The following is a 19,933-nucleotide window of genomic DNA, read 5'->3' on the forward strand; positions in this document are numbered from 1 at the left end:
CCTCGAAATTGCCTGCCATTTACGCCTTTTATTCCCCCAGCGCAATCCGCTATTAGGGTGAGGAGTGCGCGTTGTCATTAGTAACCTAACTGTCTATACTCGGCCACCGACCGCCAAGGGCTTTTGGGCTTGCTTTCATTGGGGGTCGCACTCCCTGGGTGGTGCTTACCTGACCAGTGCACTCCCCAACAACTTTGCCCTGATTGTTAGGGGCTCTTCAGTGTGAAAAAAAGCCGTGAATAGCCAACGACCTGTAAACCTAGACCTAAGGACCATCAAACTCCCCATCACCGGCGTTACGTCGTTCCTGCACCGTGTTTCCGGCATCATCCTGTTCCTGGGCTTGGGCATCATGCTTTATGCATTGAGCAAATCCCTGGGTTCCGAGGAAGGATACGCCGAGGTGAAGGCATGCTTGACCAGCCCGCTGGCCAAGTTCGTAGCATGGGGCCTCCTGTCCGCTCTGCTGTATCACCTGGTTGCCGGTGTGCGCCACTTGATCATGGATGCGGGTATCGGTGAGACGCTGGAAGGCGGCCGCCTGGGCTCGAAAATCATCATCGCCATTTCCGTGGTGCTGATCGTTCTGGCAGGAGTTTGGATATGGTAACCAGCGTTACGAACCTTTCGCGTTCGGGCCTCTATGACTGGATGGCACAGCGTGTGTCTGCGGTCGTTCTCGCGGCTTATTTCATTTTCCTGATCGGATACCTCGTCGCAAATCCAGGCATCAGCTATGAGCAATGGCATGGCCTGTTTTCCCACAATGCGATGCGAATCTTCAGTCTGTTGGCCCTTGTAGCCCTGGGCGCACACGCCTGGGTTGGCATGTGGACCATCGCGACCGACTACCTGACGCCGATGGCGCTGGGCAAGTCCGCGACAGCAGTACGTTTCCTCTTCCAGGCAGTCTGCGGCGTCGCGATGTTCGCTTACTTCGTCTGGGGTGTGCAGATTCTTTGGGGTATCTGATTCATGGCTAACATTCCAACTATTTCATTCGACGCCATCATCATTGGTGGCGGCGGTGCTGGCATGCGCGCTGCGCTGCAGCTGGCCCAGGGCGGTCACAAGACTGCCGTGATCACCAAGGTATTCCCGACCCGTTCCCACACCGTATCGGCCCAGGGTGGCATCACCTGCGCCATCGCCTCCGCCGACCCGAACGATGACTGGCGCTGGCACATGTACGATACCGTCAAGGGTTCTGACTACATCGGTGACCAGGACGCTATCGAATATATGTGTCAGGAAGGCCCTGCCGCGGTGTTCGAGCTGGACCACATGGGTCTGCCGTTCTCGCGTACCGAGCAAGGCCGCATCTACCAGCGTCCGTTCGGCGGTCAGTCGAAGGATTACGGTAAAGGCGGGCAGGCTGCCCGTACCTGCGCCGCTTCCGACCGTACCGGTCACGCGCTGCTGCACACCCTTTATCAGGGCAACCTGAAAGCCGGTACCACGTTCCTGAACGAGTACTACGCTGTCGACCTGGTGAAAAACGCCCAGGGCGAATTCGTCGGTGTGATCGCTATCTGCATCGAAACCGGTGAAACCACCTACATCCGCGCCAAGGCTACCGTGCTGGCGACGGGCGGTGCAGGTCGTATCTACGCTTCCACCACCAATGCCCTGATCAACACCGGTGACGGCGTCGGCATGGCACTGCGTGCTGGCGTACCGGTACAAGACATCGAAATGTGGCAGTTCCACCCGACCGGTATCGCCGGCGCCGGCGTGCTGGTTACAGAAGGTTGCCGTGGTGAAGGTGGTTACCTGATCAACAAGCACGGCGAGCGTTTCATGGAGCGTTACGCTCCTAACGCGAAAGACCTGGCGGGTCGTGACGTTGTGGCTCGTTCGATGGTTAAAGAGATCATTGCCGGTAACGGCTGTGGCCCGAATGGTGACCACGTGCTGCTCAAGCTCGATCACCTCGGCGAAGAAGTACTGCACAGCCGTCTGCCAGGTATCTGCGAGCTGTCCAAGACCTTTGCTCACGTTGACCCGGTGGTTGCTCCGGTGCCGGTTGTTCCGACTTGCCACTATATGATGGGCGGCGTGCCGACCAACATCCACGGCCAGGCGATCACTCAGAACGCCGAAGGCCAGGACGAAATCATCCACGGTCTGTTCGCCGTAGGCGAAGTGGCTTGCGTATCGGTACACGGTGCCAACCGCCTGGGCGGCAACTCGCTGCTCGACCTGGTGGTCTTCGGCCGTGCTGCCGGCCTGCACCTGGAAAAAGCGCTGACCGACGGCATCGAATACGATGACGCCACCGACGCCAACATCGAAGCTGCCCTGGCTCGTCTGAACGCTCTGAACGAGCGCACTGATGGCGAAGACGTGGCGACCCTGCGTCGCGAGCTGCAAAGCTGCATGCAGAACTACTTCGGTGTATTCCGTACCGGCGAATACATGCAGAAGGGCATCGCCCAGCTGGCTGATCTGCGCAAGCGCATCGCCAACGTCAAGATCAACGATAAGAGCCAGGCGTTCAACACCGCTCGTATCGAAGCCCTTGAGCTGCAAAACCTGCTGGAAGTCGCTGAAGCGACCGCAATCGCTGCCGAGGTTCGTAAAGAATCCCGTGGCGCCCACGCCCGTGAAGACTTTGAAGACCGCGACGACGAAAACTGGTTGTGCCACACCCTGTACTTCCCGGGTGACAAGCGCGTAACCAAGCGTGCCGTGAACTTCTCGCCGAAGACGGTTCCGACGTTTGAACCGAAGATTCGGACTTACTAAGGGTGGCTGCCATGTTGAAAGTCAGTGTTTATCGTTACAACCCTGATCAGGACGCTGCGCCGTTCATGCAGGAATTCCAGGTCGATACCGGTGGTAAAGACCTGATGGTGCTGGATGTATTGGCACTGATCAAAGAGCAGGACGAAGGTTTCTCCTATCGTCGCTCTTGCCGTGAAGGTGTGTGCGGTTCCGACGGCATGAACATCAACGGCAAAAACGGCCTGGCGTGCATCACGCCGCTGTCCGCCGTGGTCAAAGGCAACAAGCTGATCGTTCGTCCCCTGCCAGGTTTGCCGGTTATCCGTGACCTGGTCGTCGATATGAGCATCTTCTACAAGCAATACGAGAAAGTTAAGCCGTTCCTGCAGAACGACACGCCGGCTCCGGCCATCGAGCGTCTGCAGTCCCCGGAAGAGCGCGAGAAGCTCGACGGTCTGTACGAGTGCATCCTGTGCGCTTGCTGCTCGACCTCTTGCCCGTCCTTCTGGTGGAACCCGGACAAGTTCCTGGGTCCAGCTGCCCTGCTGCAAGCGTACCGCTTCCTGGCAGACAGCCGTGACACCAAGACGTCCGAGCGTCTGGCTTCGCTGGATGACCCGTTCAGCGTATTCCGCTGCCGCGGGATCATGAACTGCGTCAACGTATGTCCCAAAGGCCTGAACCCGACTAAGGCCATTGGTCACATCCGTAACATGCTGCTGCAGAGCGGCGTGTAACTGACGTTGTAGTAAAGGCAGGACCGTTGTGCCCGTAAATGCTACGGCGCAGGCTTCAACCGGCGCCGTAGTTTTAACTTGAGCAGCGACTTACAAAGCCGCGGCTCTTATTTTGAAGAAATGAGACAAGCAGGGGCATTCGGGTTGGTACCCGAACTATCAGCGTGATCCTAAGTGGCTTGTTTTGGTCGCTGCACTTGGCCTTTTGCAAGCAAACTCGGTGTTTTCGCCGGTGGTGTCCCCAAATCGAGGGTGACCAAGCATGCAAGAAAGCGTGATGCAGCGCATGTGGAACAGCGGCTATCTTTCAGGTGGTAACGCTGCCTATGTGGAAGAGCTTTATGAGCTCTACCTGCACGACCCTAACGCTGTGCCAGAAGAATGGCGCACCAAATTTCAGACGTTGTCTTCAGACGGCAACGCTGCCACCGATGTATCGCACGCCACAATTCGCGATCAGTTTGTGCTGCTGGCAAAGAACCAGCGCCGCGCCCAACCGGTTTCCGCCGGCAGCGTGAGCAGTGAGCACGAGAAGAAGCAAGTTGAAGTATTGCGACTGATCCAGGCCTACCGGATGCGCGGCCACCAGGCGGCCCAGCTTGACCCGCTGGGGCTCTGGCAGCGTCCTGCACCTGCTGACCTGTCGATCAATCATTACGGCTTGACCAATGCCGATCTTGATACGACCTTCCGTGCCGGCGACCTGTTCATCGGCAAAGAGGAAGCGAGCCTACGCGAAATTCACGAAGCGTTGCAGCAGACATATTGCCGCACCATCGGCGCTGAGTTCACGCACATCACCGATTCCGAGCAACGCCACTGGTTCCAGCATCGCCTGGAAGGTGTGCGTGGTCGTCCGGTGCTGTCCGCCGACGTACGCAGCCATCTGCTTGAGCGCGTAACCGCTGCCGAAGGCCTGGAAAAATACCTGGGTACCAAATACCCGGGCACCAAGCGTTTCGGCCTGGAAGGCGGCGAAAGCCTGATCCCGATGCTCGACGAGCTGATCCAGCGTTCCGGTTCCTACGGCACCAAGGAAATCGTGATCGGCATGGCCCACCGTGGTCGCCTGAACGTGTTGGTCAACACCTTCGGCAAGAACCCGCGTGAGCTGTTCGACGAGTTCGAAGGCAAGAAGAAGGTCGAGCTGGGTTCCGGTGACGTTAAATACCACCAGGGCTTCTCGTCCAACGTGATGACCACCGGCGGTGAAGTTCACCTGGCCATGGCCTTCAACCCATCCCACCTGGAAATCGTTTCTCCAGTGGTCGAGGGTTCGGTCCGTGCTCGCCAGGATCGTCGTAACGACACCACCGGTGAAAAAGTCCTGCCAATTTCCATCCACGGTGACGCGGCATTCGCCGGTCAAGGCGTGGTCCTGGAAACGTTCCAGATGTCGCAGACCCGCGGCTTCAAGACGGGCGGTACCGTTCACATCGTTATCAACAACCAAGTTGGCTTCACCATCAGCAACCCGCTGGATGCGCGCTCCACCGAGTACGCGACCGACGTTGCCAAGATGATCCAGGCGCCGATCCTCCATGTGAATGGCGATGATCCGGAAGCCGTGCTGTTCGTGACCCAGTTGGCCATTGACTACCGCATGCAGTTCAAGCGTGACGTGGTGATCGACCTGGTCTGCTACCGTCGTCGCGGTCACAACGAAGCGGATGAGCCTAGCGGCACCCAGCCGTTGATGTACCAGCAAATCACCAAGCAGCGCACCACCCGCGAGCTGTACGCCGAAAGCCTGACCAAGGCCGGTGTGGTTGACGACGCGCGTGTTCAGGCCAAGGTCGATGAATACCGCAACGCGCTGGACAACGGTCTGCACGTAGTGAAAAGCCTGGTTAAAGAGCCGAACAAAGAGCTGTTCGTGGACTGGCGTCCGTACCTGGGCCATGCCTGGACTGCGCGTCACGATACGTCGTTCGATCTGAAGACCTTGCAGGAATTGTCCGCCAAGCTGCTGGAAATCCCGGAAGGCTTCGTGGTTCAGCGCCAAGTGGCGAAGATCTACGAAGACCGTCAGAAGATGCAAGCCGGCGGCCTGCCGATCAACTGGGGTTACGCCGAAACCATGGCGTACGCAACCCTGGCGTTCGAAGGTCACCCGATCCGCATGACCGGCCAAGACATCGGCCGTGGTACGTTCTCGCACCGTCACGCGGTATTGCACAACCAGAAAGACGCGGGCACCTACATCCCGTTGCAGAACCTGTACGAAGGCCAGCCACGTTTCGACCTGTACGATTCGTTCCTGTCCGAAGAAGCGGTTCTGGCGTTCGAATACGGTTACTCGACCACCACGCCAAACGCGCTGGTGATCTGGGAAGCTCAGTTCGGCGACTTCGCCAACGGTGCCCAAGTGGTTATCGACCAGTTCATCACCAGCGGCGAGCACAAGTGGGGTCGCCTGTGCGGTCTGACCATGCTGCTGCCACACGGTTATGAAGGTCAGGGTCCTGAGCACTCCTCGGCCCGTCTGGAGCGTTACCTGCAGCTGTGCGCCGAGCACAACATCCAGGTGTGCGTGCCGACTACCCCGGCCCAGATCTACCACTTGCTGCGTCGCCAGGTGATCCGCCCGCTGCGCAAGCCGCTGGTAGTGCTGACACCGAAGTCGTTGCTGCGTCATAAATTGGCCATCTCGACCCTGGAAGATCTGGCGGATGGTTCGTTCCAGACCGTGATCCCGGAAATCGACACACTGGATGCGGCCAAGGTAACTCGCCTGGTCCTGTGCAGCGGCAAGGTCTACTACGACCTGCTGGAAAAACGTCGTGCCGAAGGCCGCGAAGACATCGCCATCGTGCGTATCGAGCAGCTTTACCCGTTCCCGGAAGACGACCTGATGGAGGCCATCGCGCCTTACACCAACCTCACCAACGTGGTGTGGTGCCAGGAAGAACCGATGAACCAGGGCGCGTGGTACAGCAGCCAGCATCACCTGCGTCGCAGCATGGGTAACCACAACAAGGCGCTGAACCTGGAGTACGCCGGTCGCGATGCTTCTGCTGCACCTGCATGTGGTTATGCGTCGATGCACGCCGAGCAGCAGGAAAAACTGCTGCAAGATGCTTTCACTGTTTAACGCCTTCGCGCTGACTGAAACCGAATTTTAAGGACACACAGATAATGGCTATCGAAATCAAAGCCCCGTCATTCCCGGAATCGGTTGCCGATGGCACCGTTGCCACTTGGCACAAGAAACCAGGCGACGCTGTAAAGCGTGACGACCTGATCGTTGACATCGAGACCGACAAAGTCGTTCTGGAAGTGTTGGCCGAAGCTGACGGCGTGCTGGGCGCAATCGTTGCTGAAGAAGGCGCTACCGTTCTGTCGAACCAGGTACTGGGCTCGATCGAAGAGGGCAGTGCTGCTGCCGCTGCTCCTGCTGCTGCACCGGCAGCCGCCGCTGCCCCTGCCGCCGCTCCGGCTGCTGGCGCTGAAGACCCGATCGCTGCACCGGCTGCCCGTCAGCTGGCTGAAGAGAACGGCATCAACCTGGCGTCCGTCAAAGGCACTGGCAAAGACGGTCGCATCACCAAGGAAGATGTGGTTGCTGCTGTTGAAGCCAAGAAAAACGCTCCAGCTGCCGCACCTGCCAAGGCTGCTGCCCCGGCTGCCGCTGCTCCAGTGTTCGCCGCTGGCGACCGCACCGAGAAGCGTGTACCGATGACCCGCGTACGTGCCACCGTGGCCAAGCGTCTGGTTGAAGCACAGTCGAACATGGCGATGCTGACCACCTTCAACGAAGTCGACATGACCGAAGTCATGGCCCTGCGTTCGAAGTACAAGGATCTGTTCGAGAAGTCCCACAACGGCGTACGCCTGGGCTTCATGTCCTTCTTCGTGAAAGCGGCCACCGAAGCGCTGAAACGCTTCCCGGCTGTCAACGCTTCCATCGACGGCGGCGACATCGTTTACCATGGCTACGCAGACGTCGGCGTAGCCGTGTCCAGCGACCGTGGCCTGGTGGTGCCGGTACTGCGTAACGCCGAGCTGATGAGCCTGGCTGAAATCGAAGGCGGCATCGCCGGCTTCGGCAAGAAAGCCCGTGACGGCAAGCTGACCATCGACGAGATGACCGGCGGTACCTTCACCATCACCAACGGTGGTACCTTCGGTTCGATGATGTCGACGCCGATCGTCAACCCGCCACAAGCCGCAATCCTGGGCATGCACAACATCATCCAGCGTCCGATGGCCATCAACGGCCAAGTCGTGATCCGCCCGATGATGTACCTGGCGCTGTCGTACGATCACCGCCTGATCGATGGTAAAGAAGCCGTGACTTTCCTGGTGACCATCAAGAACCTGCTGGAAGACCCGGCTCGTCTGCTGCTGGATATCTGATTGAAGCAGCTGCAAGTTGCGAGCTACAAGCTGTAAGAAAAAGCAGCTTGGCTTGCAGCTTGCGGCTAAAAGCTTGTCGCAAATAGAGGATCTATTTTCATGACACAGAAATTTGACGTCGTAGTGATTGGTGCAGGTCCTGGCGGCTACGTTGCTGCCATCAAGGCCGCACAACTGGGCCTCTCGACTGCTTGCATCGAAAAATACACCGACAAGGAAGGCAAACTGGCACTGGGCGGTACTTGCCTGAACGTCGGTTGCATTCCTTCCAAGGCGCTGCTGGACAGCTCCTGGAAATTCCACGAAGCCCAAGATGGTTTCGCGATCCACGGCATCAACCATGCTGGCGTTACCATGGACGTGCCAGCAATGGTCGGCCGTAAAGCCAACATCGTTAAAGGCCTGACTTCCGGCGTTGCCACCTTGTTCAAGGCCAACGGCGTGACTTCCCTGCAAGGCCACGGCAAGCTGCTGGCTGGCAAGAAAGTTGAAATCACCAAGCCAGACGGCTCGACCGAAATCATCGAAGCCGAGAACGTGATCCTGGCCCCAGGTTCGCGTCCAATCGACATCCCGCCTGCTCCAGTTGACCAGAACGTGATTGTTGATTCGACTGGCGCCCTGGAATTCCAGGCAGTGCCTAAGCGCCTTGGCGTGATCGGCGCTGGCGTGATCGGCCTGGAACTGGGTTCGGTATGGTCCCGCCTGGGTTCCGAAGTGACTGTGCTGGAAGCTCTGGACACTTTCCTGCTGGCTGCCGACACCGCAGTATCCAAAGAAGCGCTGAAAACCCTGACCAAACAAGGTCTGGACATCAAGCTGGGCGCTCGCGTGACCGGTTCGAAAGTCAACGGTGAAGAAGTTGTCGTCAACTACACCGACAAGGATGGCGAAAAAACCATCACTTTCGACAAGCTGATCGTAGCCGTGGGTCGCCGCCCAGTGACCACCGACCTGCTGGCAGCTGACAGCGGCGTGACCCTCGACGAGCGCGGCTACGTGCACGTTGACGATCACTGCGCGACCACCGTGCCTGGCGTCTACGCCATCGGCGACGTGGTGCGTGGCATGATGCTGGCGCACAAGGCTTCCGAAGAAGGCATCATGGTTGTCGAGCGCATCAAGGGCCACAAAACCCAGATGAACTACGACCTGATCCCATCGGTTATCTACACCCACCCGGAAATTGCATGGGTCGGCAAGAACGAACAGCAGTTGAAAGCTGAAGGCGTTGAAGTTAACGTCGGCACCTTCCCGTTTGCCGCTTCTGGCCGTGCCATGGCAGCCAACGACACCGGTGGTTTTGTCAAAGTCATCGCTGATGCCAAGACTGACCGCGTATTGGGCGTCCACGTGATTGGCCCAAGCGCTGCAGAACTGGTTCAGCAAGGCGCGATCGGTATGGAATTCGGCACCAGTGCCGAAGACCTGGGCATGATGGTCTTCTCCCATCCGACCCTGTCCGAAGCGTTGCACGAAGCAGCGTTGGCTGTGAATGGCGGCGCCATCCACATCGCCAACCGCAAGAAGCGCTAAGCGAGATAATAAGAAACCACGGCGGAGTTGCCCGTCGTGAGCCTTGCGCGCAAGACTCACCGCGGAATATCCGCTGGACGCAGTCTTGCGCAGCTTTACGGGCCTTGAGCCCCGCAAGTTGCGCAAGCAGCAGTCACAGGTGGCGCGGCACTCATAATGAGCGCAGCGCCGAATGCGCAGTACCTAACGAAGACGGTAAAAAGCATGAATCTTCACGAGTATCAGGGTAAGCAGCTGTTCGCTGAATACGGCCTGCCAGTTTCCAAGGGCTACGCAGTAGACACCCCGGAAGCAGCAGCAGAAGCTTGCGACAAAATCGGCGGCAGCGAGTGGGTTGTCAAAGCCCAGGTCCACGCCGGTGGTCGCGGTAAAGCGGGCGGCGTTAAGCTGGTTCGCAGCAAAGAAGACGCCAAGGCCTTCGCACAGCAGTGGCTGGGCAAGCGTCTGGTGACTTACCAGACTGATGCCAATGGCCAGCCAGTCACCAAGATCCTGGTTGAATCGTGCACTGATATCGCTAAAGAGCTGTACCTGGGCGCTGTCGTTGACCGTTCGAGCCGTCGCATCGTGTTCATGGCTTCCACCGAAGGTGGCGTGGACATTGAGAAGATCGCCGAAGAAACCCCAGAAAAAATTCTGAAAGCCACTATCGATCCACTGGTTGGCGCTCAGCCATTCCAGGGTCGCGAGCTGGCGTTCCAGCTGGGCCTGGAAGGCAAGCAAGTTGCCCAGTTCGCCAAGATCTTTGTCGGTCTGGCCAAACTGTTCCAGGATCACGATCTGGCCCTGCTGGAAGTGAACCCGCTGGTGATCAAGGCTGACGGCGATCTGCACTGCCTCGATGCCAAGATCAACATCGACGCCAACGCCATGTACCGTCAGCCTAAGCTGAAGACCTTCCACGATCCGTCGCAAGACGATCCGCGCGAAGCGCACGCTGCCAAGTTCGAACTGAACTACGTAGCCCTGGAAGGTAACATCGGTTGCATGGTCAACGGTGCTGGCCTGGCCATGGGTACCATGGACATCGTCAACCTGCATGGCGGCAAACCAGCCAACTTCCTCGACGTGGGCGGTGGTGCTACCAAAGAACGCGTAACCGAAGCCTTCAAGATCATCCTGTCCGACTCCAACGTCGCTGCAGTACTGGTCAACATCTTCGGCGGCATCGTTCGTTGCGACATGATTGCCGAAGGCATCATCGGTGCAGTGAAAGAAGTTGGCGTTAAAATCCCGGTTGTTGTTCGCCTTGAAGGTAACAACGCTGAACTGGGCGCTAAAGTACTGGCAGAAAGCGGTTTGAACATCATCGCGGCTACCAGCCTGACCGACGCTGCTCAACAAGTTGTCAAAGCTGCGGAGGGCAAATAATGAGCGTCCTGATCAATAAAGACACCAAAGTTATCTGCCAGGGTATTACCGGTTCGCAAGGTAGTTTCCACACCCAGCAAGCCATCGAATACGGCACCAAGATGGTTGGCGGCGTAACGCCAGGCAAAGGCGGCACCGAGCACCTGGGCCTGCCAGTGTTCAACACCGTGAAAGATGCTGTTGCTCAAACTGGCGCTACCGCCAGCGTGATCTACGTTCCAGCTCCTTTCTGCAAGGACTCGATCCTGGAAGCAGCCTTCGGCGGCATCAAGCTGATCGTTTGCATCACCGAAGGCATTCCTACCCTGGACATGCTGGACGCTAAAGTTAAGTGCGACGAGCTGGGTGTTACCCTGATCGGCCCTAACTGCCCAGGCGTGATCACTCCAGGCGAATGCAAGATCGGCATCATGCCAGGTCACATTCACTTGCCAGGCAAAGTCGGTATCGTTTCCCGTTCCGGCACCCTGACCTACGAAGCTGTGAAGCAGACCACTGACGCCGGTTTCGGTCAGTCGACTTGCGTCGGCATCGGCGGTGACCCGATCCCAGGTTCGAACTTCATCGACATCCTGAAACTGTTCCAGGAAGACCCGAAGACCGAAGCGATCGTAATGATCGGTGAGATCGGCGGTTCGGCTGAAGAAGAAGCGGCTGCCTACATCAAGGCACACGTGACCAAGCCGGTTGTTTCCTACATCGCTGGTGTGACTGCCCCTGCTGGCAAGCGCATGGGCCATGCTGGCGCAATCATCTCTGGCGGCAAAGGCACTGCAGACGAGAAGTTTGCTGCCCTGGAAGACGCAGGCGTTAAAACCGTGCGTTCGCTGGCAGACATCGGCAAGGCTTTGTCCGAGCTGACCGGTTGGGCTGTCAAGTAAGCCTCGCGCTTATCTGACGCGTTACCAACACAAAGGCCACCTTCGGGTGGCCTTTGTGCTTTCTGGGGGTTGCTGATCCATCATTTAAGTATGAAAACGCGACATTAAGATGTCGCTTATCGGACAGTCCGCCCCGCAACAGTGCGTTTGTCAGCCCAATTCTGTAACCTAGCCGCCTCTTTATGCGTGCGCATCTCAAAAGGAAGCCCCGCGCTAGACCGGTCGGCTCCCATAAGGGTCGGCAGTATTTCCCTCATCCATAGGGAATCCCTCTCTAAATTCCGATTCAGTAGTGTGGTATTTCCCGAAATGAAAGTGTTGAAAAGCCAGGATATCCTGGCGTTGGGCTTTATGACGTTTGCCCTGTTCGTGGGCGCCGGCAACATCATCTTCCCGCCTATCGTTGGTTTGCAGTCCGGACCTCACGTCTGGATGGCAGCGCTGGGCTTTCTCATCACGGCCGTCGGCCTGCCGGTGGTCACCGTGATCGCCCTGGCCAAGGTCGGCGGCGGTATGGATGCGTTGAGCAGCCCGATCGGCAAGATCGCCGGTGGCCTGCTGGCGGCGGCGGCGTATCTGGCGGTAGGGCCGCTGTTCGCCACCCCGCGTACGGCGACCGTGTCCTTTGAAGTGGGCCTGGCGCCGTTGACCGGCGAAAGCCCGCTGGCGCTGTTCCTCTACAGTTCGGTGTATTTCCTGGTGGTGTTCTTTGTCTCCCTGTACCCAGGGCGACTGCTGGACACCGTGGGGCGCTTCCTCGCACCGCTGAAGATCATCGCGCTGGCCATCCTCGGTATCGCCGCCTTTGCCTTGCCGGCTGGTGAAGTGGGCGTCGCTACTCCGGAATACGTCGCTGCACCGTTTTCCCAAGGCTTTATCCAGGGCTACCTGACCATGGATACTCTGGGCGCCCTGGTGTTTGGTATCGTGATCGTCAATGCCATCCGCTCCCGTGGCGTCGAATCGCCGAAGCTGATCACCCGCTACGCCATCATTGCGGGCTTGATTGCCGGCGTGGGCCTGGCCCTGGTGTACTTCAGCCTGTTCCGCCTGGGCTCGGGCAGCCATGCCGTCGCCGCCGGCGCGAGCAACGGCGCAGCAGTGCTGCATGCTTACGTGCAACACACCTTCGGCTCCCTGGGCAGCGGCTTCCTGGCGGTGCTGATCTCCCTGGCATGCCTGGTCACCGCCGTAGGCCTGACTTGCGCGTGCGCCGAGTACTTCAGCCGTATCCTGCCGCTGTCCTACAAGACGCTGGTGGTGATCCTGGCGCTGTTCTCGCTGTTCGTGTCCAACCTGGGCCTGACCAAGCTGATCGCGTTCTCGATTCCGGTGCTCACAGCGATCTACCCGCCGTGCATCGTGCTGGTGGCATTGAGCTTCTGCAAAGACTTTTGGCTGGAGCAGGGGCGCATTGTCGGTCCAGTGATGCTGGTGTCGTTCATCTTTGGTTGCATCGATGCGCTCAAGGGCGCTGGCCTGGCGGATTGGATGCCTGCGCAATTGGCCAACCTGCCGCTGAGCGAACAGGGTCTGGCGTGGCTGGTGCCGTCGGTGATGACACTGGCGGTGGCGTTTGTGGTTGATCGTATGCTCGGCAAGCGTAGCGAAGCCATCGCTTAACCCCTATTTCCCGCTGTACTGAAATGCCTCGTATCAATCGATACGGGGCATTTTTTATGGGTGAGAGGCAGTGTCTTTTTCTGTGCGCTAACGTCGAACTGACGCAACAGCTTTTCAGCCCTCTTTCTGCAAAGGACCCGCATGTCGTTCGTCGAAACCAATCAAATCCACCTGCTTGCCGCCCTCTGGTTCGTCCTGTGCTGGGGCGGCTACACCCGTTATGCCACTTGGAAAGCCCGCGACACGGCCTGCCTGGCCAGTGTGCTGCATCTGTATCGCGAAGACTGGATGCGCCGCATGCTGCTGCGTGATAACCGCATCGCCGACGCCAGTGTGATCGGCAACCTGGAACGCAATGCCTCGTTCTTCGCCTCCAGCACCTTGATCATCCTCGCTGGCATTCTCACCGTGCTCGGCGCCTCCGAGCGCGCGGTGTCGTTGCTGGCGGATATCCCCATGGTGCAGCAGGCGTCCCAGGGCATGTCGGAGATCAAGCTGCTGTGCCTGGCGCTGGTGTTCGTCTACGCGTTCTTCACATTCAGCTGGTGCATGCGCCAGTACAACTTCGCGGCGGTGCTGGTGGGCTCGGCACCGATGATTGGTGAGCGGCATGTCTCGGAACAGGAGCGCAATGCGTTTGCCCTGCGTGCGGCGCGGGTGATCTCCATGGCCGCCAACCAGTTCAACTTCGGCCTGCGCGCCTATTACTTCGGCATGACCATGCTGGCGTGGTTTGTCAGCCCGTGGTTGTTCATGTTGATGAGCAGCGGGGTGGTGTTGGTGCTGTACCGTCGGGAGTTTCATTCCGACGTGCTGCAAGTGATGGTGTACACGCAGACCGACACGCCGCCGTCGGAAATAGCTAAAGAAGTGGGCTAACTAAGGCCTTCAAATAAAAAACGCCAGACAAAGTAAAGCCCGCTATCTAAGCGGGCTTTCTTTTTGCAGCCAGGCTATTTCAAGCCGCGGTCTCAGGAACCGGTGGCTGGGGTCGCAGGTGCTGCTTCTTTTGCGGCGGCTGCGTTCGATTCAGCCTGAGCTTTGGCAGCATCGGCGTTTTCTTTCGCAGCGTCGTTCACTTTATCCTGAGCCTTCGCCATATCTTTCTGAGCTTGCTCAGAGTGCGCGGCAGCGTCTTGGGCTTTGTCTTCGGATTTCTTGTCGCAGGCAGCGAGACCGAGGGCGGCGGCGAGCATCATGGAAATAGCTAAAGTCTTGCGCATGGGTGTTTCTCCTTATTGAAGATATCTACTGGCCTTTCGAGCATGGCGGTTCGGCATTAGTTCCTTTTATTCCATAGATATATAAATTGCTGACTAACCGGAACTTTTGCCCGCTCCACCGCTTCTGCGGATCAACACTAATAAGAGTCTGGAACGAATGACCGAAAACCCCCTGTTAGAGCGCGCGGCGCGCTTTGTTTCGGCCTTGCGCCATTGTCAGGTGCTGGGCATTACCGCTCATCAGGCCAGCGAGGAGGGCATCACCTTGATCATGCCCTACGCCCCGCATTTAGTGGGCGATCCCCAGTCAGGCGTGATCCACGGCGGCGCGCTGACCTCCCTGATGGACACCGCCTGCGGCATGGCCACCCTGTGTGTGCTGCCGGAATTCGAAGTGTGCCCGACCCTCGACCTGCGCGTTGACTACATGCATCCCGCGGCGCCCCACAAACCCGTGTATGGCTTCGCCCAATGCTATCGGGTGACCACCGATGTGATCTTCACCCGTGGCTTTGCCTATCAGGACGACCCCCAGCAACCCATTGCCCATGTGGTGGGCACGTTCATGCGCATTGGCAAACGCCTCAAGGGCACCCAAGGATTGGGCAGTACGATCAAGGGAGAGCAGGCATGACGCACCGATTCAAGACCCGCCTGGAGCAGGCCCATGAGCGTGGCGATTACGAGGCGCTGCTCAATCTGATTCCCTACGCCAAGCTCATCGGCATTGAATGCACGCGGCTGGGGGATGAGCTGCTGTTCCGCCTGCCGGCCAACAAGGACAATATTGGTAACCCCATATTGCCGGCGCTGCACGGCGGGGTGATCGCGGGCTTTATGGAGCTGTCGGCGGCGCTGCACTTGTTAGTGTTCACGGGCGCGCCGGGCATCCCGAAAATCATCGATTTTTCCCTGGATTACCTGCGCGCCGGGCAGTTTCGCGACACCTACGCCAAATGCCAGGTGTGGCGCCAGGGCCGACGGGTGGCGAATGTGGCGATCACCGCCTGGCAGAGCACGGCCGCAGAACCTATCGCCACCGCTCGCGCGCATTTCAAGATCGAGGAATCAGGTCGCCCTTGAAATCCTGGTCTTAGCCCCCAACTTTGATGACAACCCGCCGCCAACCCTCAAGGGCGCGGCCACTGCCATCCAATTGGAGTTTGATGACCATGAGTGTGGAAACTCAAAAGGAAACCCTGGGCTTCCAGACCGAGGTGAAGCAACTGCTGCACCTCATGATCCATTCGCTGTATTCCAACAAGGAAATTTTCCTTCGCGAATTGATCTCGAACGCCTCTGACGCTGTCGACAAATTACGTTTCGAAGCCCTGTCCAAGCCCGAGTTGCTGGAAGGTGGCGCCGAACTGAAAATCCGTGTGAGCTTCGACAAGGACGCCAAGACCGTCACCCTCGAAGACAACGGCATCGGCATGAGTCGTGAGGACGCGATTACCCATCTGGGCACGATCGCCAAATCCGGCACCGCTGATTTCATGAAAAACCTGTCGGGCGACCAGAAGAAAGATTCGCACCTGATCGGCCAGTTCGGCGTGGGCTTCTACTCGGCCTTCATCGTCGCCGACAAGGTTGAAGTGTTCAGTCGCCGTGCCGGTCTCGACGCCAGCGAAGGCGTGCATTGGTCGTCCAAAGGTGAGGGCGAATTTGAAATCGCCACTGTCGACAAGGCAGACCGTGGTACCCGAATCGTCCTGCACCTCAAAGACGGTGAAGATGAATTTGCCGATGGCTGGCGTCTGCGCAACATCGTCAAGAAGTACTCCGATCACATCGCCCTGCCAATCGAATTGCCGAAAGAACAAGCGGCTGCCGAAGGCGAAGAGGCTCCCGCCCAGGAATGGGAAGTGGTCAACCGCGCCAGCGCGCTGTGGACCCGTCCGCGTACCGAGATCAAGGACGAGGAATACCAGGAGTTCTACAAGCACATCGGTCACGATTACGAAAACCCGCTGAGCTGGAGCCACAACAAGGTCGAAGGCAAGCTGGAATACAGCTCGCTGCTCTACGTACCGGCCCGTGCTCCGTTCGACCTGTACCAGCGTGAAGCGCCGAAAGGCCTGAAGCTCTACGTGCAGCGCGTGTTCGTGATGGACCAGGCGGAGTCCTTCCTGCCGTTGTACCTGCGCTTTATCAAAGGTGTGGTCGACTCCAACGATTTGTCGCTGAACGTGTCGCGGGAAATTCTGCAGAAAGACCCGATCATCGACTCCATGAAGTCGGCGCTGACCAAGCGCGTGCTCGACATGCTGGAAAAACTGGCGAAGAACGAGCCAGAGCAATACAAAGGCTTCTGGAAAAACTTCGGCCAGGTCATGAAAGAAGGCCCGGCGGAAGATTTCGCCAACAAGGAAAAAATCGCCGGCCTGCTGCGTTTTGCTTCGACTCACGAAGAAGGCGGCGAGCAAGTGGTGTCCCTGGCCGAGTACCTGGCACGCGCCAAGGAAGGTCAGGACAAGATCTACTACCTGACCGGCGAAACCTACGCCCAGGTCAAGAACAGCCCGCACCTGGAAGTCTTCCGCAAGAAAGGCATCGAAGTGCTGCTGCTGACCGACCGTATCGATGAGTGGCTGATGAGCTACCTCAACGAGTTCGACGGAAAGTCGTTCGTCGACGTGGCCCGTGGTGACCTGGACCTGGGTAACCTGGACTCCGAGGAAGACAAGAAAGCTGCTGAGGAAGTCGCCAAGTCCAAAGAAGGCCTGGTTGAGCGGATCAAGGCGTCCCTGGGCGAAGCTGTCAGCGAAGTGCGGGTTTCCCACCGTCTGACCGATTCCCCGGCGATCCTGGCCATTGGTGAGCAGGACCTGGGCATGCAAATGCGCCAGATCCTCGAAGCCAGCGGCCAGAAGGTGCCGGATTCCAAGCCGATCTTCGAATTCAACCCGGCTCACCCGCTGATCGAGAAACTCGACGGCGAGCAAAGCGAAGAGCGGTTTGGCGACCTGTCGCACATCCTCTTCGACCAGGCGGCACTGGCCGCTGGCGACAGCTTGAAAGATCCGGCCGCCTATGTGCGCCGCCTGAACAAGCTGTTGGTTGAACTGTCGGTTTGACCCTGATGTAGAAAAACCCGCTTCGGCGGGTTTTTTCGTTCTGGCGCTTAACTGTAGGAGCGAGCTTGCTCGCGAACAACGTCAACGATAACGCACCCATCCTGGGGAAACGCGGTGCCCTTGAGTTTTTCGCGAGCAAGCTCGCTCCTACAGAAGGCAACATTGTGAGTGCACCTCAACCGGAGAAAATGATGAGCCAAGTCACTGTACGTTCCGTGGTCTATCAGATTGATGGCCAGTCCTATGAAAGCCGTCTGGCGTTCGATGCCAGCCACAAGGGCCCCTTGCCTGGCCTGTTGATGGCGCCGAACTGGATGGGAGTGAGTGCGGGTGCCGAAGAGATCGCCAAGAGCGTGGCCAGCAAGGGCTACGTGGTGTTGATTGCCGACCTGTACGGTCAGACCGTGCGTCCGTCGAACGGCGATGAAGCCGGCGCGGCGATGATGCCGTTGAAGAATGACAACCCTAAACTGCTCAAGCTTATGCAGGCAGCCTTGGAGCAACTGCAAGGCCAAGCCGAAGTCGATACCTCCAAGCTGGCGACCTTTGGTTTCTGCTTCGGCGGCTTCTGCTCGCTGGAACTGGCGCGGACCGGTGCACCTTTGAAGGCGGCCGTTTCGTTCCACGGCACCATCGACACCCAGAACCCGGCCGGTGCCAAGCACATCAAGGGTTCAGTGCTGGTGCTGCATGGCGCGTCCGACCCATTGGTGCCGAAAGCGCAACTGCCGGCGTTCGAAGATGAAATGAACGCGGCCGGCGTGGATTGGCAACTGCTGAGCTACGGCGGCGCGGTGCATTCCTTCACTGACCCGCATGCCAATGTGCCGGGCAAGATGATGTATGACGCGAAGACGGCCAAGCGGGCGTTCAAGTCGATGCATGATTTGTTGGATGAAGTGTTCCAGGGCTGATGGCCTCATCGCAGGCAAGCCAGCTCCTACATGTGAAACGCATCTTCCTGTAGGAGCTGGCTTGCCTGCGATAGCTACCTCACCGGCAACTCAATTCTTTCAGATTCACCCGGAACGGTCGGCCAATCCCCCGCCGCCCAGCGCTGCCTGGCCTGTTCGATCACCGCCGGATCACTCGCGACGAAATTCCAGTTGATCCGCCGCGGCCCATCCAACGGCGCGCCGCCAAACACCACCAGGTGGCAATCGCTTTCGGCAAACAGTGTCATCTCTTGGCCAGCCGGCAGTACCACCAGGCTGTGCACCTCCAGCAACTGGCCGTCCAACTGCGCCTCACCCTCCAGCACATACACCGCACGTTCCTCATGCTCATCCGGAATCAGCAGCGTCGTGGCCGTCTGCATCTGTACCTCGGCGTACAGGGTGGGCGACAGTACCGGCACCGGCGACTTGAGGCAGAATCCATCGCCCGCGATCATACGGATCTGCACGCCCAGGTTGTCACTGACCGGTAGGCTCGCAGCCGGGTGATGGCTGTAATGCCCCGGCCCCGTCTCATGGTCCTTGGGCGAAGCCAACCACACTTGCAACCCATGCAGGCTGAAACCACTGGCCTTGAGCGCCTCGGGCGTACGTTCGACATGGGCAATCGCGCTGCCGGCCGTCATCCAGCTCACATCACCAGCCTGCACCACCTGATCCGAACCCAGGCTGTCCTTGTGCTGCAGCGCACCTTCAAACAAATAGGTGAGGGTCGACAGCCCGATATGCGGATGCTGGCGGATATTCATGCCATCGCCCGGTGCATAACGAGTGAGCAGCATATGGTCGAAGAACACAAAAGGCCCGACGCTGCGGCATTCCCGCGACGGCAGCGGGCGCAGGATCGGTTGGCCTTCGACATCTTCGGGGCGAGGGCGGATCACGGTGAGGGGGGTCATGGTGCGTCCCAGTCTGAGCGGGTTAGATGCTGCTGAGCATAACCCGCTCGGTAGGATGTTGCCGCTATTGGCTGAAGGCGCCTTCCGACAGCTTTGTCTCGATGGTGACTTCAGCGGTGGTCATCAGCTTGTGCACCGGGCAGCGATCGGCCACACGGTGCAGTTCGTCGCGTTGTTCGTCGGTGAGCACGCCCTTGAGCGTCAGCTTGACGTTGAGCTTGTATTTGCCCTTTTGCTCTTCGGTGGCGTCGTGGGTGACTTCCACAGTCACGCCGGTCAGCGGGATGTCTTTCTTCTGTGCGTAGAGCTTGACCGTCAGCGCTTTGCACGACGCCAGGGCAGCGTCGAAGTAGTCATGGGGGGAGGGCGCCGAGTCGTCGCCGCCCAGGCTTTTGGGCAGGTCGGTAAACAACTCATGGTTATTGATATTGACGCTATGACGGAAGTTGTCCTGGTTCAGGGTATTCACGGTAACAGGCATGGTAAACCTCACAGGGTGGCAGGATGAAGGTCATGCAGTTATAGAGCATGCTGGCAGTTCGGT

General features: G+C 58.5%; 18 protein-coding genes. 15 read left to right on the forward strand and 3 right to left on the reverse strand.

The window, feature by feature from the left end; genetic code table 11:
- Window positions 1-235: 235 nt before the first annotated feature.
- The 11 genes from sdhC to CI807_RS16130 all read left to right on the forward strand — a co-directional run bounded on the left by sdhC (window position 236) and on the right by CI807_RS16130 (window position 14,113).
- Window positions 236-610 (forward strand): succinate dehydrogenase, cytochrome b556 subunit, encoded by a 375-nt coding sequence (gene sdhC, locus CI807_RS16080; protein ID WP_016979564.1) that lies wholly within the window; start codon window positions 236-238, stop codon window positions 608-610.
- Window positions 604-972, forward strand: coding sequence for a succinate dehydrogenase, hydrophobic membrane anchor protein (sdhD, locus tag CI807_RS16085; RefSeq protein ID WP_016974690.1), 369 nt, complete (start codon window positions 604-606; stop codon window positions 970-972). Before sdhC ends, sdhD begins: the two co-directional genes overlap by 7 nt.
- 3 nt (window positions 973-975) lie before the next feature.
- Window positions 976-2,748 carry a succinate dehydrogenase flavoprotein subunit gene (gene sdhA / locus CI807_RS16090; RefSeq protein ID WP_016979563.1) on the forward strand — a complete coding sequence of 591 codons (1,773 nt, stop codon included), beginning with the start codon at window positions 976-978 and terminating at the stop codon, window positions 2,746-2,748.
- Window positions 2,749-2,759: 11 nt separating this feature from the next.
- Window positions 2,760-3,464, forward strand: coding sequence for a succinate dehydrogenase iron-sulfur subunit (locus tag CI807_RS16095; RefSeq protein ID WP_003172807.1), 705 nt, complete (start codon window positions 2,760-2,762; stop codon window positions 3,462-3,464).
- 262 nt (window positions 3,465-3,726) lie between these two features.
- The gene (locus tag CI807_RS16100) at window positions 3,727-6,558 is read left to right on the forward strand and encodes a 2-oxoglutarate dehydrogenase E1 component (protein WP_068935263.1); all 2,832 of its coding nucleotides are present in this window, start codon (window positions 3,727-3,729) and stop codon (window positions 6,556-6,558) included.
- A gap of 44 nt (window positions 6,559-6,602) precedes the next feature.
- A complete protein-coding gene (odhB, locus tag CI807_RS16105) occupies window positions 6,603-7,823 on the forward strand; it encodes a 2-oxoglutarate dehydrogenase complex dihydrolipoyllysine-residue succinyltransferase (protein ID WP_016979561.1) in 1,221 nt (406 codons plus the stop codon).
- A 99-nt stretch (window positions 7,824-7,922) separates the two neighbouring features.
- On the forward strand, window positions 7,923-9,359 hold the full coding sequence (lpdA, locus tag CI807_RS16110) for a dihydrolipoyl dehydrogenase (protein ID WP_016979560.1): 1,437 nt from the start codon (window positions 7,923-7,925) through the stop codon (window positions 9,357-9,359).
- Window positions 9,360-9,563: 204 nt separating this feature from the next.
- The gene (gene sucC, locus CI807_RS16115) at window positions 9,564-10,730 is read left to right on the forward strand and encodes an ADP-forming succinate--CoA ligase subunit beta (RefSeq protein WP_016979559.1); all 1,167 of its coding nucleotides are present in this window, start codon (window positions 9,564-9,566) and stop codon (window positions 10,728-10,730) included.
- Window positions 10,730-11,611 (forward strand): succinate--CoA ligase subunit alpha, encoded by an 882-nt coding sequence (sucD, locus tag CI807_RS16120; RefSeq protein WP_032859181.1) that lies wholly within the window; start codon window positions 10,730-10,732, stop codon window positions 11,609-11,611. Before sucC ends, sucD begins: the two co-directional genes overlap by 1 nt.
- A gap of 309 nt (window positions 11,612-11,920) precedes the next feature.
- The gene (gene brnQ, locus CI807_RS16125; RefSeq protein ID WP_095015321.1) at window positions 11,921-13,234 is read left to right on the forward strand and encodes a branched-chain amino acid transport system II carrier protein; all 1,314 of its coding nucleotides are present in this window, start codon (window positions 11,921-11,923) and stop codon (window positions 13,232-13,234) included.
- 141 nt (window positions 13,235-13,375) lie between these two features.
- Window positions 13,376-14,113 (forward strand): DUF599 domain-containing protein, encoded by a 738-nt coding sequence (locus CI807_RS16130; RefSeq protein WP_016979557.1) that lies wholly within the window; start codon window positions 13,376-13,378, stop codon window positions 14,111-14,113.
- Window positions 14,114-14,205: 92 nt separating this feature from the next.
- Here CI807_RS16130 and CI807_RS16135 read toward each other — a convergent pair whose 3' ends face one another.
- Window positions 14,206-14,457 carry a hypothetical protein gene (locus CI807_RS16135; RefSeq protein WP_012723095.1) on the reverse strand — a complete coding sequence of 84 codons (252 nt, stop codon included), beginning with the start codon at window positions 14,455-14,457 and terminating at the stop codon, window positions 14,206-14,208.
- Window positions 14,458-14,614: 157 nt separating this feature from the next.
- On the opposite strand from CI807_RS16135, the gene CI807_RS16140 reads away from it, so the two are divergent.
- From CI807_RS16140 to CI807_RS16155, 4 genes are all read left to right on the forward strand, one after another.
- Window positions 14,615-15,091, forward strand: a complete 477-nt coding sequence (locus tag CI807_RS16140; RefSeq protein WP_095015322.1) for a PaaI family thioesterase — start codon at window positions 14,615-14,617, stop codon at window positions 15,089-15,091.
- Window positions 15,088-15,540 carry a PaaI family thioesterase gene (locus CI807_RS16145; protein WP_095015323.1) on the forward strand — a complete coding sequence of 151 codons (453 nt, stop codon included), beginning with the start codon at window positions 15,088-15,090 and terminating at the stop codon, window positions 15,538-15,540. The genes CI807_RS16140 and CI807_RS16145 overlap by 4 nt, the downstream gene beginning before the upstream one ends.
- Window positions 15,541-15,629: 89 nt before the next feature.
- Entirely contained in the window at window positions 15,630-17,534 is a 1,905-nt protein-coding gene (gene htpG, locus CI807_RS16150; RefSeq protein WP_095017563.1) for a molecular chaperone HtpG, read from the forward strand.
- 191 nt (window positions 17,535-17,725) lie between these two features.
- Window positions 17,726-18,448: a dienelactone hydrolase family protein gene (locus CI807_RS16155; protein WP_095017564.1), complete on the forward strand. Its 723-nt coding sequence runs from the start codon at window positions 17,726-17,728 to the stop codon at window positions 18,446-18,448.
- 74 nt (window positions 18,449-18,522) lie between these two features.
- On the opposite strand, the gene CI807_RS16160 is transcribed toward CI807_RS16155, so the two are convergent.
- Together CI807_RS16160 and CI807_RS16165 are read right to left on the reverse strand one after the other, a co-directional pair.
- A complete protein-coding gene (locus tag CI807_RS16160; RefSeq protein WP_095015324.1) occupies window positions 18,523-19,389 on the reverse strand; it encodes a pirin family protein in 867 nt (288 codons plus the stop codon).
- A 64-nt stretch (window positions 19,390-19,453) separates the two neighbouring features.
- A complete protein-coding gene (locus CI807_RS16165; protein WP_033897639.1) occupies window positions 19,454-19,870 on the reverse strand; it encodes an OsmC family protein in 417 nt (138 codons plus the stop codon).
- Window positions 19,871-19,933: the final 63 nt, after the last annotated feature.

Origin of the sequence: Pseudomonas sp. NS1(2017) (genome assembly GCF_002269425.1) — a bacterium.
Taxonomy (GTDB): Bacteria; Pseudomonadota; Gammaproteobacteria; order Pseudomonadales; family Pseudomonadaceae; genus Aquipseudomonas; species Aquipseudomonas reactans.

Excerpts from the sequence above, each read along its gene's own strand:
- htpG (WP_095017563.1), top strand. The coding sequence starts at position 15,630 with ATGAGTGTGGAAACTCAAAAGGAAACCCTGGGCTTCCAGACCGAGGTG.
- CI807_RS16100 (WP_068935263.1), top strand. The coding sequence starts at position 3,727 with ATGCAAGAAAGCGTGATGCAGCGCATGTGGAACAGCGGCTATCTTTCA.
- CI807_RS16165 (WP_033897639.1), bottom strand. The coding sequence starts at position 19,870 with ATGCCTGTTACCGTGAATACCCTGAACCAGGACAACTTCCGTCATAGC.
- sdhD (WP_016974690.1), top strand. The coding sequence starts at position 604 with ATGGTAACCAGCGTTACGAACCTTTCGCGTTCGGGCCTCTATGACTGG.
- brnQ (WP_095015321.1), top strand. The coding sequence starts at position 11,921 with ATGAAAGTGTTGAAAAGCCAGGATATCCTGGCGTTGGGCTTTATGACG.
- CI807_RS16140 (WP_095015322.1), top strand. The coding sequence starts at position 14,615 with ATGACCGAAAACCCCCTGTTAGAGCGCGCGGCGCGCTTTGTTTCGGCC.
- sucC (WP_016979559.1), top strand. The coding sequence starts at position 9,564 with ATGAATCTTCACGAGTATCAGGGTAAGCAGCTGTTCGCTGAATACGGC.
- CI807_RS16145 (WP_095015323.1), top strand. The coding sequence starts at position 15,088 with ATGACGCACCGATTCAAGACCCGCCTGGAGCAGGCCCATGAGCGTGGC.
- CI807_RS16160 (WP_095015324.1), bottom strand. The coding sequence starts at position 19,389 with ATGACCCCCCTCACCGTGATCCGCCCTCGCCCCGAAGATGTCGAAGGC.
- odhB (WP_016979561.1), top strand. The coding sequence starts at position 6,603 with ATGGCTATCGAAATCAAAGCCCCGTCATTCCCGGAATCGGTTGCCGAT.
- CI807_RS16095 (WP_003172807.1), top strand. The coding sequence starts at position 2,760 with ATGTTGAAAGTCAGTGTTTATCGTTACAACCCTGATCAGGACGCTGCG.
- CI807_RS16135 (WP_012723095.1), bottom strand. The coding sequence starts at position 14,457 with ATGCGCAAGACTTTAGCTATTTCCATGATGCTCGCCGCCGCCCTCGGT.
- lpdA (WP_016979560.1), top strand. The coding sequence starts at position 7,923 with ATGACACAGAAATTTGACGTCGTAGTGATTGGTGCAGGTCCTGGCGGC.
- sdhA (WP_016979563.1), top strand. The coding sequence starts at position 976 with ATGGCTAACATTCCAACTATTTCATTCGACGCCATCATCATTGGTGGC.
- sucD (WP_032859181.1), top strand. The coding sequence starts at position 10,730 with ATGAGCGTCCTGATCAATAAAGACACCAAAGTTATCTGCCAGGGTATT.
- CI807_RS16130 (WP_016979557.1), top strand. The coding sequence starts at position 13,376 with ATGTCGTTCGTCGAAACCAATCAAATCCACCTGCTTGCCGCCCTCTGG.
- CI807_RS16155 (WP_095017564.1), top strand. The coding sequence starts at position 17,726 with ATGAGCCAAGTCACTGTACGTTCCGTGGTCTATCAGATTGATGGCCAG.